The sequence below is a fragment of the Sphingomonas sp. PvP055 genome (assembly GCF_040546365.1).
Lineage (GTDB): Bacteria > Pseudomonadota > Alphaproteobacteria > Sphingomonadales > Sphingomonadaceae > Sphingomonas > Sphingomonas echinoides_A.
This window is the reverse complement of sequence record NZ_JBEPNS010000001.1, coordinates 1042009-1054492: the sequence shown is the minus strand read 5'-3', so window position 1 is coordinate 1054492 and position 12484 is coordinate 1042009. Positions and strand designations below refer to the sequence as shown.

Here is a 12484-nt window from a genome sequence, read left to right as displayed (position 1 = left end):
CCGCAAAACCGGCCATCACCCTAATCGCACAGCCCCCTCCCCAAGGAATCACATATCCGGCAACCCGCCGAGGATCTTGTCGAGCGTCAGCGGGAAGTCGCGCACGCGCACCCCGCACGCATTGTAGATCGCGTTGGTCACCGCGGCACCCGCGCCCGAGATCGACAATTCGCCCAGCCCCTTCACCCCGATCGGGTTGGCATGCCGGTCGATATGCTCGACGAACAGAACGTCGAGCGGCGGCACGTCGGCATGGCTGGGGATGTGATATTCACCGAGGTCATGATTGACGAACGCGCCGTGCCGCTGGTCGAGCACCGCTTCTTCCATCAGCGCATAACCGATCCCCCAGATCATCCCGCCGATCGCCTGGCTCCGCGCAAGCTTGGCGTTGAGGATCCGCCCCGCCTCGAACACACCGAGCATCCGCCGCACGCGCACTTCGCCGGTCACGCTGTTGACCGCGACCTCGGCGAATTGCGCGCCGTGCGCGGCCTGGCTGAAGGTCTTGGCGTTGCTGCCCTGGCTGATCTTGCCGAGCGCCGCGAGCGGCTCGCTCCCGACCAGCTCGGACAGCGGCACCCGGCGGTTGCCCGCGATCGCATGGCCGTCCTTGAGCGTCATGTCCTTGGGGTCCGCCTGCATCCGCTCGGCGAGCGTCGCGACGATATCCTCGCACGCGAGCGCGACCGACGATCCGGCGCTCGCCGCGCCGAACGACCCGCCCGATCCGGCGCCCGGCGGCAGATCGGTATCGCCCAGAATCACGTCGACGCAATCCATCGGCAAACCGAGCGATTCCGCCGCAATCTGGCCGAGAATCGTGTACGTTCCGGTACCGATATCGGTCATATCGGTCTCAATTCGCGCGCGTCCGTCGGGCGAAAGCGTCACGCGCGCCTGTGAATCGACCAGCAGGTTGATCCGGACAGCCGCCGCCATCCCCATCCCGATCAGCCACTCGCCGTCGCGCACTTGCCCTGGCTGCGGCGCACGGTTGGCCCAGCCGAACCGCTCCGCACCCTTGTCGAGACACTCCACCAGCGCCCGCGTCGAGAACGGCGCGCCCGTCATCGGGTCGACCGGCGGCTCATTAAGTTTGCGAAAATCAATGGGATCGCGCCCGAGCGCCTCGGCCAGCTCATCGATCGCCGTCTCGAGCGCGAGCATCCCGACCGCCTCACCCGGCGCCCGCACCGCGCCCGCCTGCACCATGTCGAGCGTCACAATCTTGTGCGTGAAGTGCCGCACCGGCGCATCGTACAAGGCGATCGACCCCAATGCGACCGGCTCCATGAACCCGCCGTCCGGCCCCTGGCTTACCACGCTGTCATGCGCCAGCGCGGTCAATTTTCCATCCTTATCAGCGGCTAAGCGGATCCGCTGATGCGTATCGGTGCGGCGATAGATGTTGTGGAACAGCTGTGATCGCGCCATCGCGATCTTCACCGGGCGCCCGACCTTTTGCGCCGCGATCGCCGCAAGCACCGCCTCCGGCCCGAGCATTTTCCCGCCAAAACCACCGCCAATATAAGGCGATAGGATACGAACCTTGTCCGCCGCGATCCCGACCGACTTGGCGAGGATGCCCTTGGCGGCATGCAGGATCTGCAAGCTGGAATGGAGCGTGAGCGTGTCACCTTCCCACACCGCGACCGACGCGTGCGGCTCCATCGCCGCATGCACCTGATTTGGGGTGGTATAAACCTGGTCGATCGTAACCGCGGCATCGGCCATCGCCGCGTCGATATCGCCCTTGGCCATATCCTGCAGGCGCGAATCCGTGGGCGGACCGTCGGCATCGCCAACCCCCGCCATCGTGTCGAAATGCCCCTGTTCGGGTGCGATCGTCATCGTCACCGATTTCGCCGCGTCGCGCGCCGCCTCGAAGCTGGTCGCGACTGCGACGCCAACGATTTGATCCCAATGGTCAATTTCGTCGTTGCCGGCGTGCGCCGGAACGAACGCCGCCGCCTGACGCGGAATGCGGGGGTCGTCGACGATCACGTCGAGCACCCCCGGCAAGCCTCGCGCGGCAGCGGTATCGAACCCGGTGATCCTGCCCCTGGCAGCGGGCGCGGTGATCAGATAGCCGTACGCCACCTCCCCCGCGACCGGATGTTCATAGCCATAGCGCGCGGCACCGCTGACCTTGAGCGCGCCCTCGCTCCGGTCGAGCCCGGCGCCGAGCACCCCCTGGACCCCACGCTCCAGCGCGAGGCCGGAGTGATCGGCGTCCATTTTGAAATCGGCCATGATGTTCCCCGCGCGCGGCCGGCCCTTACAGTTCGGGAAGGCCTTCCAAGATCTTATCGAGCGTAAGTGGGTAGTCCCGCACACGGATGCCAGTGGCGTTGTACACCGCATTCGCGATCGCCGCACCTGCGCCCGAGATCCCCAGCTCGCCGATACCCTTGGCGTGCATCGGGTTGGCGTGGATGTCGCGTTCCTCGAGGAACTCGACCTCGAGCTGCGGGACGTCCGCGTTCACCGGCAGATGATATTCCGCGAGATCGCGGTTCACCAACTTCCCGTTGCGCGGATCGTGGATCAGATCCTCGGTCAGCGCGGTGCCGATCCCAAAGGTCATTCCGCCAAGGCACTGCGATCGCGCGGTCTTTGCATTGAGGATCCGCCCAGCCGCGAATACCCCGAGCATCCGGCGGACACGAACTTCGCCCGTCACCGCATTGACGCCGACTTCGGCGAAATGTGCACCGTAGGACGACTGGGTCGTCTCCTTCTCCTGCTTGCCCGGCTTGATCGAGCCGATCGCGACGATCCCCTCGCCTGCCAGCTCACCGAGCGGCACGCGCCGATTGTCAGCGATCGCATGACCGTCCTTGAGCGTCAGCGCGTCGACATCGACCCCCATCGCCTTGGCAAGCTTCTCGCGGATCGCTTCCGCGGCGAGATACACAGAGGTCCCGCTCGACCCGGCGCCGAACGACCCGCCCGACCCTGCTGCTGTCGGGAAGTTGGTGTCCCCCAGCTCGACGTCGACATGCTCGAGCGGAAGCCCGAGCACTTCACCCGCGATCTGCCCGAGGATCGTGTACGTTCCCGTCCCGATGTCGGTCATGTCGGTTTCGACCGTCGCACGCCCCGTCGCGGACAAGGTTACCCGCGCTTCCGAAGGCTGGAGCATGTTCGCGCGCGCTGCCGCCGCCATGCCGATGCCGACGAGCCACTCGCCTTCGCGGCGCGTTCCGGGGGTCGCGTTGCGCTTGTCCCAGCCGAAGCTGGTCGCACCGACGTCCATGCACCGCACGAGTTCGCGCGACGAATGCGGCACACCTTTTTCGGGGTCCATCTCGGGCTCGTTGATCTTGCGAAACTCGATCGGGTCGATCCCGAGCTTTTCCGCCAGCTCATCCATCGCGCCTTCCAGCGCGAGCATCCCGACCGCTTCACCCGGCGCGCGCATCGAACCCGACAACAACCAGTCGAGCCGGACGATGTCGTGGTTGATCTCGCGGTTTTCCGCCGCATACATAAAGTGCGTCGCCTGACCCGTCGGCTCGAAATAATCATCGTCCGGCAGGTTCGACGTCAGCGTTTCATGCCCCATCGCGGTCAGCTTGCCGTCCGCGGTCGCAGCGAGACGGATCCGCTGCTCGGTATTGGAGCGGCGCACGGTCGCATCGAACACCTGCTGGCGCGCCATCACCGCCTTGACCGGACGCCCGAGCGCCTTGGCCGCAAGCGCCGCCGCGACCGATTCGGGCGCGATGCCGAGCTTCGACCCGAAGCCGCCGCCGACATAGCGCGCGACGATCCGAACCTTCGACTTGCTGACACCCAGCGCCGCCGCAAGCTGTTCGACGTCATTGCCGGGCATCTGATACGAGCCGTGGAGCGTCAGCATTCCGCTGTCGTCCCAAGTCGCGATGCTGGCATGCGGCTCCATTGCCGCGCTGTTCTGGCTCGGCGTGGTAAAGGTGACGTCGAGCGTCACCGGCGCATCGGTCATCGCCTTGTCGAGATCGCCCTGCGAGAAATGCGAGGGGATGTCGCCCTTGGCAGGCTTCTCGGCCTCGCCCTTCAGCGCCTCGAAATCATACCGGCCATCGTCCGCCGCTTCGTGGTTGATCACGACCTGCTGCGCTGCGTCGCGTGCGGCTTCGAAGCTCTCCGCCAGCACGATCGCGACGATTTCGCCGAAATACTGAACGTTCTCCACGCCCTGGGGTGCCTTGGGGGCCAGTCCCTGCGCGGGTGTCGTGAGGAACTTGTCGAAATCCGTCACCACGTCGATCACGCCGGGCAAGGCCTTGGCGACATCCGAATCGATCCCGGTGATCTTGCCCTTGCCGAACGGCGCACCGACCAGAACGCCGTACGCCAGATTCTCGATCTGATATTCGGCGGCGTAGGTCGCCGCGCCCGAGACCTTGAGCGGCCCCTCCTTGCGGTCGAGCGGCTTTCCGATGATTCCCTGCGTGCTCGTATCGAGCAAGCTGTCGGGAACCGGCTTGTCCATCTTCAGTGCATTGGTGGTACTCATGCGGACACTCCCGTCAGCTCACGCAGGCTCGCAATCAGGGTGCGGCGCGTAAGCGGAATCTTGAAATCGTTGGTGCCATAGCCCTTGGCATCCTTGAGCAGCGCATCGGCCGCCGCGGCGAACGCGGCATCAGATGGAGCCTGCCCGATCAGCGCAGCCTCGACCGCAGGGTCGCGCCACGGCATCGGGCCGAGACCACCGAACGCGAGCGCCGCGGAAGCAATCTTGCCGTCCTCGACCGAGACGATCCCGGCCACCGAAACGAGCGCGAACGCATAGGACGCACGGTCGCGCACCTTGCGGTACAGCTGCTCACCCTTGGGCGGCGTCGGCAATTCGACGTGGGTGATCAGTTCCCCCGCCTCGAGCACGTTCTCGATCTGCGGCGTGTCGCCCGGGAGCCGGTAGAAGTCCCCGATCGCGATCCGGCGGCGGTCGCCGTCTGCCTTCAACGTGACGATCGTCGCATCGAGCGCCCGCATTGCGACCGCCATGTCGCTCGGGTGCGTCGCGATGCAATGCTCGCTCGTGCCGAGGATCGCCAGAATGCGGTTCACCCCGCCGATCGCGGAGCAACCGGTGCCCGGCTCGCGCTTGTTACAGGCAGTCGCCTTGTCGTAGAAATAATAGCAGCGCGTCCGCTGGAGCAGATTGCCCCCGGTCGACGCCTTGTTGCGCAACTGGCCCGAGGCACCCGCCAGCAACGCCCGACTGAGCACTGGATAGCCCGCGATCACGCGCGGATCGGCAGCAAGGTCGCTGTTGGGAACGAGCGCGCCAATCGTCAGACCGCCATCCTCGCGCTCTTCGATCTTCGCAAGGTCGAGCCGGCTGATGTCGACCAGCGATTCCGGCGTCTCGATCTGCAGCTTCATCAGGTCGAGCAAATTGGTCCCGCCCGCGATGAAGCGACCACCCGCGGCGACCGCGGCTTCAGGGCTATCCGCCCGGCTATAGGCAAAGGTCTTCATGCGTCCGCCGCCTCTTTCTGCGCGGGCGTCAGCCCGGAAACTTCCGAAATCGCATCCACGATGTTGGGATAGGCCGAGCACCGGCACAGATTGCCGCTCATCCGCTCCGAAATCTCATCGTTGCTGAGCGAGACACTATCGAGCTTGTCGCTGACATGGCTCGGCCAGCCCTTCTTGACCTCGTCGAGCATCCCGACCGCAGAACAGATCTGCCCGGGGGTGCAATAACCGCACTGATAGCCGTCATGCTTGACGAACGCAGCCTGCATCGGATGCAGATTGTCCGCGCTGCCAAGCCCTTCGATCGTCAGAATGTCATCATCCTGATGCATGACCGCGAGCGTGAGACACGAATTGATACGGCGCCCGTTCACCAGAACGGTGCACGCACCGCATTGGCCGTGGTCGCAGCCCTTCTTGGTGCCGGTCAGACCGACGTGTTCGCGCAGCACGTCGAGCAACGATGCGCGGATATCGGGTTCGACGTCGTGGGTTTCGCCGTTGATGGTAAATTGCATGGGGCAGCGCCTCCTTTTCAGTACGGGTTAACGAACATGAATGAATTGGTTTCCGCAGAAACGCGCGGGTTTCGGCTTTATTCTCGCCCCGTTCGGCGCGGAGTGACGCGGCTGGCGGCACTGTCGCTGCTGGCGGTGGCATCCGCAATGGCGCACGGTGCGCCGATGCAATCTCCTGCGCCACAACCGCTCGCCCACCCGCTCTCCCCGCCGATCGTGATCGCGCATCGCGGCGCCAGCGGGTTGCGCCCGGAACATACCCTTGCCGCTTATACGCTTGCGATCGAACAAGGCGCCGATTTCATCGAGCCCGACCTCGTCCTCACCAAGGACAATGTCTTCGTCGCGCGTCACGAGAATGACATCACCGGCACCACCAACGTCGCGACCCACCCCGAATTCGCTGCGCGCCGCACGACCAAGCTGATCGATGGCGAGCGCCACACCGGCTGGTTCACCGAGGATTTCACGCTCGCCGAGCTCAAGACGCTCCGCGCGGTCGAGCGGCTTCCCAAACTGCGTCCCGACAACGTCAAATATGACGGCCAGTTCGAAGTGCCGACGCTAGCCGAGGTGATCGCGCTCGCCAAACGCCATTCGGTCGGTGGCCGGGTCGTCGGCATCTATCCCGAGACCAAGCATCCGACCTATTTCGCGAGCATCGGCCATCCGATGGAAGCCCTGCTGGTCACGCAACTCAAGGCCGCCGGGTGGAGCAAGCCGACCGACCCTGTGTTCATCCAGTCGTTCGAGGTGGACAATCTGAAACGGCTGCACCGCATGACCGGGCTGCGCCTGATCCAGCTGATGGACGCAAGCGGCGGCCCCGCCGACCACGCCACCCCGAGCTACGCCGCAATGGTCACCCCCGCCGGGCTCAAGACCGTTGCAAGCTATGCTTACGGGATCGGTCCCGGGCTCGCGATGATCCAGAATGGCGATGCTCCCCCGACGACGCTGGTGGCAGATGCGCATGCCGCCGGGCTGCGGCTCCACCCCTGGACCTTCCGCGCGGAGAATGTCTTCCTGCCGAAAAGCCTGCAAAACGGCGTCGATCCGGCCACGCATGGCAAGATTGAGGAGGCAATACGTCGCTATCTGGCGCTCGGTATTGACGGTTTCTTCACCGATTTCCCCGGAATTGGGGTAAAGGTCCGCGACGCCGTGAAGGAAAACCGATGAACTACCGCCTGCTGCTCGCCACCGCGATGCTTCCGTTGCTTGCCGGAGGCTGCGTCCGCACCGCCGCCAGCATCGTCACCTTCCCGGTCAAGGCCGTCAGCAAGACCGTCGACTGGACGACGACCAGCCAGTCCGAAGCCGACCGCAATTACGGCAAGAAGATGCGCAAGCAGGAGGAACGCGAAGGCCGCGAGCGCAAGCGCGCGCAGCGGGAATGCCGCGAGGAGCGCCGGAACGACTGCTGATCGGGATCAGGCGGCGGACGTACGCACGCTCTCCCCAAGCACGCGCGCAACCGCGAGCAGCACTTCGGGGCGCAGTTGCACCAGCACATGGCTGCTGCGAACCTCGATCGTCCGCCCGTTTGCATCGTGACAGATCATGCCGTTGACGAAGCCGTCGCTGCGACTCCAGATCGCGGTCGACGGCATCGGAAGCGGCTCGGCCACCAGCTTGCGTTGCGCCAGCACCGAGGGGGAATCGATCTGCTCGCCGGTCAACAGCTGGAACGTGCGCCACACGTTGGTCGCGCGGGGGGATCCCGCGAAGGGCGAGCTGATCGTGATGACTTCCGCCACTTCCGATGGAAGACGGTGCGCGGCATAGCGCGCCATGATCCCGCCCAGGCTGACCCCAATCAGCGTGACCGGCTTGCCGGTTTCGGCATGCAGTGCGCGGATCCGGTCGAGCAGCAGCGTCCCCTCATAGCCGATCGCCCGCACCCCGAGGTTCCGCCCCAGCCCCCAGCCCTCCGCGCGATAGCCGAGGTGGCGCAGGTACCGCCGCAGCACGGCCATCGACCGATCGCTGTTGATCATCCCCGGAAGCAGCAGAACCGGCCGCCCGTCTCCGCGCGGCGCGGTGCCGAGCTTGCGGCGCGCGCCCAGCAACGACGCCAGCCCGAACGCGGCGCGCGGCAACTCTGCTGCCCAGAGGAAGCGAGAGGGCGGCTTCACGCCGGGAACCATTCGAGCACCGTCATCGCAAAGGGCGTCCACGCCCCGATCCGCACGCCGGCCGCGCGCAAGGCGTCGCCGGTCCAGTCGTTGCAGGTGTGGATTGCGTCATAATGGCCGACCGCGGCGTAAAAGGCATCATCCATCCCGTATCCCGTCCGATGCCAGCCGCGTGGCGCGAAGCTTGCGCGAATGAACGCGGCCAAGCGGCGATATTCCTCCGGGCGCAGCAAGACGACGCGCGAATCGGCCCCTGCTTGAGGCGGGGCGATATGCTCGACGTGCATGACGGTTTGCCCGCTTCCAAGCGCCGCCCATAGCACCGTCATCGGCCGGACGTCCGCCCAGGTCGGCGTCTCGACGTAGAATTTGCGGTCGCCCCAGCCGATCGCGACGTGGTCATAAGCGGCATAACGCGGATCGGCGAGATCCCCCGCCGGCAACACACCGCGCCAATCCACACCCGCTGCGACCTTGGGTAGAACCAGCCCGGTATGGACTCCGTTGCTCTCGACGATCACCGGAATACCGTCCGCCGGGCGCATCGAGCCGCTATTGGTCGCGATCATGCCGCCGACCAGACCCGCGATGCCGTAACTCCCCAGCGCAAGAAGCAGGATGAGGAGGCCGGCTCCGACCGATAGGCGTAACTGTCGCATTCGCTTCCTGTTTCAACCGCAGCAATCGCTATGATAGAGGCGATGGATGACCGATGATACGCATGTTCTCGACGCCCCTCCCGCGGGGGCCAATGCCGACTGGACCATTCCGCAGAACTGGAGCGCGTTTACCGACGAAGACCACCGCGTGTGGGATACTTTGTTCGAACGCCAGGCAAAACTGCTGCCGGGACGCGCTTCCAACGCGTATCTACGCGGGCTTGATGTACTGAAGCTGTCCAAACCGGGCATCCCCGATTTCGAGGAACTGTCCGAACGGTTGATGGCGCTCACCGGCTGGCAGGTCGTCGCGGTGCCGGGCCTGGTGCCGGACGACGTGTTCTTCGACCATATGGCGAACCGTCGCTTCGTCGCCGGCAATTTCATCCGCCGCGCCGATCAGCTCGACTATCTCCAGGAACCGGACGTGTTTCACGACGTGTTCGGCCATGTGCCCATGCTCGCCGATCCGGTATTCGCCGATTATCTCGCGGCCTACGGCCGCGGCGGGCAGCGCGCGCATGGGCTCGACGCGCTCAAATATCTCGGGCGGCTCTATTGGTACACGGTCGAATTCGGGTTGATCGCCGAGCCCGAGGGCTTGCGCATCTACGGCGCAGGAATCGTATCGAGCTTCGCCGAAAGCCGCTTCGCGCTCGATGACGCGAGCCCGAACCGCATTGCCTTCGATTTGGAACGCGTGATGCGCACGGACTATCGCATCGACGACTTCCAGCAGAATTATTTCGTTATTCCGAGCTTCGAGGAATTGCTGCGCGTGACGGTGGAGACCGATTTCGCCCCCCTGTATCGCACGCTGGCGACCTTGCCCGACGTCCCCGTTGCAGAAATTCTGCCGCAGGACACGATGATCACCACCGGAACGCAGGCTTACGCGTTAGGAAAAAAATGACCGATACGCACAAGGAAACCACCATGATCGTCGTCAGCGTGCTGTACGAATCGGCGGGCCGGTTCGACGAGGATTATTATCTCGACCAGCACATGCCGCTGGTCCGCGAACGCTGGAAAGCGGAGCTGTCGGGCACGCGCGTGCTCAAGGGCATGCCGGGGCCCGATGGAAGCCCGCCGCCGTTCATCATCGTCGCCGAACTGTCCTTTGCCACGATGGGCGACGTCCAGCAGGCGATGAACGGCCCGCATGCCGCCGAAATCTTCGGGGACGTCGCCAATTTCACCGACGCCAAGCCCAAGCAGATGATCAGCGAAGTGATCGGCTGACGGTCTGATCCGCGTCCCGCCAAAGGGGACGCGGAGCACGCCTCCGGACGCTACAGGTCCAGTGCCCAGCCATCGCGGCCCTTGGGGTCGATCGGCGCGGTTGGAACATGACGCTCCGCCCCTGCCACGAGCCGCAGGACGCTCCAGTCGCCGCGGCGATCGGTCTCCTCCAGCGTGCAACCGCACGCCGTGAACGCGGCCACCACGTCTGCACGTTGCGTCTCCAGCAGCCCCGCCAGCACGATCGTCGCGCGCGGCGCGGCGATCGCGGCGATCTCGGGCGCCATCGAGACGAGCGGTCCCGCCAGGATGTTGGCGATCACCAGATCATAGGGCGCCCGCGCGACGATCCCGTCGTCGAGCGTCCCGTCCGCCACGATCAGGTCGATCGCTTCGACCGCGTTGCGCTCGGCATTCTCGCGCGTGACGACGATCGCGCGCGGGTCGATGTCGGTCGCGACGATCTCCGCCTGCGGCCACAGATGCCGCGCCGCGAAAGCGAGCAGCCCGGTCCCGGTGCCGATGTCGATCGCCCGCGTGACGTCCTGCCCCGCCATCCGGTCGAGCATCGCGAGACACCCCGACGTGGTCGCGTGATGGCCGGTTCCGAACGCCTGCCCGGCGTCGATCAGGAACGCCCGTCCGCCGACGGGCACGTCCACCGGATGCACGCTGGTATGGACGACGAAGCGCCCCTCGGTGATCGGCTCGAGTCCCTGCTGGCTGAGCGTTACCCAATCCTCTTCGGGCAGCGCCTCGATCTCGGGCACCACCGCCACCGCGCTGGGGACGAGCGCCTGGATCGCGGCGATCGTCGCGGCGTCTGGCTCGGCCTCGAGATAGGCGTCGAGCCGCCAATGCTCGCGATCGTCCTCTTCGAGTTCGGTCGTCATCAGCACGACGCCGTCCGCAATGTCCTCGGCGGCATCGATCGCCTCGGCCTCGGCGCGGGTACAAGGCAGGCTCAATTTCCAGCTAGTCATTGCCCGCTCCTGCCCGCGCACGCATCGACGCGCAAGCGTCCTACAAACTCTGCTTCTCTTTGTGGCTTTGTGCCTTTGTGCGAGTCCATCCTGCCTTCTTCAGAAGACGATGGACTCGCACAAAGCCACAAAGCCACAAAGGTAGAAGAGAGGAAGTTGCTGCGCTGCGCGCGCCTATTCGTGGCGGAGGGCGTCGATCGGGTTGAGCGCGGCGGCGCGGCGGGCGGGGAAATAGCCGAACACCACCCCGATCACCGCCGAGATGGCGAAGGCGATCATGTTGATCTGCGGGTCGAACAGATAATCGACCTTCATCACCCCCGTCAGCGACAGCACCGCGACCTGCGCAACGACCAGCCCGATCACCCCGCCGAGCATCGACAGCGCGATCGCCTCGACCAGGAATTGCAGCAGCACCTCCCCCGCCACCGCGCCGATCGCAAGGCGGATGCCGATTTCGCGCGTCCGTTCGGTCACCGAGACGAGCATGATGTTCATGATCCCGATCCCGCCGACAACCAGGCTGATCCCCGCCACCGCGGTGACGATCCCGGTCAGCAGCGTCGTCGATTGAGTCAGCGTCGCCGAAATCTGCGCGGTGTCGAAAATGTTGAAGTCATCGTCCTTGCCGCCGGTGATGTTGCGGCGTTCGCGCAGCAGATCCTCGATCGACGCCTGGACCGCGGAGGTCGCATAGGCCTGATCGACCCCGACCAGCAGCAGCTTGAGATCGGTCGATCCAGTGAAGCGGCGTTGCACCGCCTTGAGCGGCATGATCACGACATCGTCCTGGTCGCCGCCGAACCCGGCCTGCCCGCGCGCCGAGAGCCGCCCGATCACGTCGCACGAAATCCCGCCGATCCGCATCCGCGTGCCGAGTGGGGAACCGCCACGGTAGAGGTTGGTGTTGACGGTATTGCCGATGATGCAGACCGATTTGCCCGCGGCTTCTTCCGCCGGCGTGAAATACCGCCCTTCGGTCAGCGGCCACGGCTGGACCTGGAAATAGGCATTGGTCGTGCCGTTGAGCGTGGTCGACCAGTTCGCCCCCTCATAGATCGCGGTCGCGGTGGTCCCCGCTTGCGCCGCGACCGCGGTGACGCCCGCGATCTGGTCGCGGATCGCGATGGCGTCCTGTGGTTTGAAATCGGGCGGACGCGGGCCGCCGCCGCCCCGTCCGAAGCCCTGCCCCGGGCGGACCTGGAGGATATTGGTGCCAAGCGAAGAGATCGATTTCTGCACGGCAGCGGTCGTCGCCTTGCCGAGCGTGACCATCGTCACGACCGCCGCAACGCCGATGATGATCCCGAGCGTGGTGAGGAACGAGCGCAGCTTGTGCCGCGCGATCGAGCGCAGCGCGAGGGAGAGGGTTGTGCCGAACATTACTCTAGCCCCTCCCCTTCAGGGGAGGGGTTGGGGTGGGGCAGTGCAGCATAGCAACGCTGGGTTAACTGCACAGCCCCACC

The 12484-nt window shown here is 65.3% G+C and carries 12 protein-coding genes; 4 read left to right on the top strand and 8 right to left on the bottom strand.

Annotated elements, in window-relative coordinates; genetic code table 11:
- Positions 1-48: 48 nt before the first annotated feature.
- Genes ABIC16_RS05220 through ABIC16_RS05205 form a run of 4 tightly spaced genes read right to left on the bottom strand, consistent with a single transcriptional unit; the run spans position 49 to position 5996 of the window.
- Positions 49-2256 carry a xanthine dehydrogenase family protein molybdopterin-binding subunit gene (locus ABIC16_RS05220; RefSeq protein WP_354290295.1) on the bottom strand — a complete coding sequence of 736 codons (2208 nt, stop codon included), beginning with the start codon at positions 2254-2256 and terminating at the stop codon, positions 49-51.
- A 25-nt stretch (positions 2257-2281) separates the two neighbouring features.
- A complete protein-coding gene (locus tag ABIC16_RS05215; RefSeq protein WP_354290294.1) occupies positions 2282-4507 on the bottom strand; it encodes a xanthine dehydrogenase family protein molybdopterin-binding subunit in 2226 nt (741 codons plus the stop codon).
- The gene (locus ABIC16_RS05210; RefSeq protein ID WP_354290293.1) at positions 4504-5478 is read right to left on the bottom strand and encodes an FAD binding domain-containing protein; all 975 of its coding nucleotides are present in this window, start codon (positions 5476-5478) and stop codon (positions 4504-4506) included. Before ABIC16_RS05210 ends, ABIC16_RS05215 begins: the two co-directional genes overlap by 4 nt.
- A complete protein-coding gene (locus ABIC16_RS05205; protein WP_277970075.1) occupies positions 5475-5996 on the bottom strand; it encodes a 2Fe-2S iron-sulfur cluster-binding protein in 522 nt (173 codons plus the stop codon). Before ABIC16_RS05205 ends, ABIC16_RS05210 begins: the two co-directional genes overlap by 4 nt.
- 147 nt (positions 5997-6143) lie before the next feature.
- Here ABIC16_RS05205 and ABIC16_RS05200 point away from each other — a divergent pair, with 147 nt between their 5' ends.
- Complete coding sequence (locus ABIC16_RS05200) at positions 6144-7178, top strand: glycerophosphodiester phosphodiesterase (protein ID WP_354292263.1); 1035 nt, start codon at positions 6144-6146, stop codon at positions 7176-7178.
- Positions 7175-7423: a hypothetical protein gene (locus ABIC16_RS05195; RefSeq protein WP_354290292.1), complete on the top strand. Its 249-nt coding sequence runs from the start codon at positions 7175-7177 to the stop codon at positions 7421-7423. The genes ABIC16_RS05200 and ABIC16_RS05195 overlap by 4 nt, the downstream gene beginning before the upstream one ends.
- 6 nt (positions 7424-7429) lie before the next feature.
- Here ABIC16_RS05195 and ABIC16_RS05190 read toward each other — a convergent pair whose 3' ends face one another.
- Together ABIC16_RS05190 and ABIC16_RS05185 are read right to left on the bottom strand one after the other, a co-directional pair.
- The gene (locus ABIC16_RS05190) at positions 7430-8134 is read right to left on the bottom strand and encodes an esterase/lipase family protein (protein WP_277970077.1); all 705 of its coding nucleotides are present in this window, start codon (positions 8132-8134) and stop codon (positions 7430-7432) included.
- A complete protein-coding gene (locus tag ABIC16_RS05185) occupies positions 8131-8793 on the bottom strand; it encodes a TIGR02117 family protein (RefSeq protein ID WP_354290291.1) in 663 nt (220 codons plus the stop codon). The genes ABIC16_RS05190 and ABIC16_RS05185 overlap by 4 nt, the downstream gene beginning before the upstream one ends.
- A gap of 46 nt (positions 8794-8839) precedes the next feature.
- Between ABIC16_RS05185 and phhA the strand changes: the two genes are divergently transcribed.
- Together phhA and ABIC16_RS05175 are read left to right on the top strand one after the other, a co-directional pair.
- Positions 8840-9706: a phenylalanine 4-monooxygenase gene (phhA, locus tag ABIC16_RS05180; RefSeq protein ID WP_354290290.1), complete on the top strand. Its 867-nt coding sequence runs from the start codon at positions 8840-8842 to the stop codon at positions 9704-9706.
- Positions 9703-10035: an EthD family reductase gene (locus ABIC16_RS05175; RefSeq protein ID WP_354290289.1), complete on the top strand. Its 333-nt coding sequence runs from the start codon at positions 9703-9705 to the stop codon at positions 10033-10035. The genes phhA and ABIC16_RS05175 overlap by 4 nt, the downstream gene beginning before the upstream one ends.
- 50 nt (positions 10036-10085) lie before the next feature.
- Here ABIC16_RS05175 and ABIC16_RS05170 read toward each other — a convergent pair whose 3' ends face one another.
- Complete coding sequence (locus ABIC16_RS05170; RefSeq protein ID WP_277970081.1) at positions 10086-11018, bottom strand: 50S ribosomal protein L11 methyltransferase; 933 nt, start codon at positions 11016-11018, stop codon at positions 10086-10088.
- 174 nt (positions 11019-11192) lie between these two features.
- On the bottom strand, positions 11193-12401 hold the full coding sequence (locus tag ABIC16_RS05165; protein ID WP_354290288.1) for an ABC transporter permease: 1209 nt from the start codon (positions 12399-12401) through the stop codon (positions 11193-11195).
- Between the last annotated feature and the right edge of the window lie 83 nt (positions 12402-12484).

Excerpts from the sequence above, each read along its gene's own strand:
- ABIC16_RS05220 (WP_354290295.1), bottom strand. The coding sequence starts at position 2,256 with ATGGCCGATTTCAAAATGGACGCCGATCACTCCGGCCTCGCGCTGGAG.
- ABIC16_RS05215 (WP_354290294.1), bottom strand. The coding sequence starts at position 4,507 with ATGAGTACCACCAATGCACTGAAGATGGACAAGCCGGTTCCCGACAGC.
- ABIC16_RS05210 (WP_354290293.1), bottom strand. The coding sequence starts at position 5,478 with ATGAAGACCTTTGCCTATAGCCGGGCGGATAGCCCTGAAGCCGCGGTC.
- ABIC16_RS05205 (WP_277970075.1), bottom strand. The coding sequence starts at position 5,996 with ATGCAATTTACCATCAACGGCGAAACCCACGACGTCGAACCCGATATC.
- ABIC16_RS05200 (WP_354292263.1), top strand. The coding sequence starts at position 6,144 with ATGGCGCACGGTGCGCCGATGCAATCTCCTGCGCCACAACCGCTCGCC.
- ABIC16_RS05195 (WP_354290292.1), top strand. The coding sequence starts at position 7,175 with ATGAACTACCGCCTGCTGCTCGCCACCGCGATGCTTCCGTTGCTTGCC.
- ABIC16_RS05185 (WP_354290291.1), bottom strand. The coding sequence starts at position 8,793 with ATGCGACAGTTACGCCTATCGGTCGGAGCCGGCCTCCTCATCCTGCTT.
- phhA (WP_354290290.1), top strand. The coding sequence starts at position 8,840 with ATGACCGATGATACGCATGTTCTCGACGCCCCTCCCGCGGGGGCCAAT.
- ABIC16_RS05175 (WP_354290289.1), top strand. The coding sequence starts at position 9,703 with ATGACCGATACGCACAAGGAAACCACCATGATCGTCGTCAGCGTGCTG.
- ABIC16_RS05170 (WP_277970081.1), bottom strand. The coding sequence starts at position 11,018 with ATGACTAGCTGGAAATTGAGCCTGCCTTGTACCCGCGCCGAGGCCGAG.
- ABIC16_RS05165 (WP_354290288.1), bottom strand. The coding sequence starts at position 12,401 with ATGTTCGGCACAACCCTCTCCCTCGCGCTGCGCTCGATCGCGCGGCAC.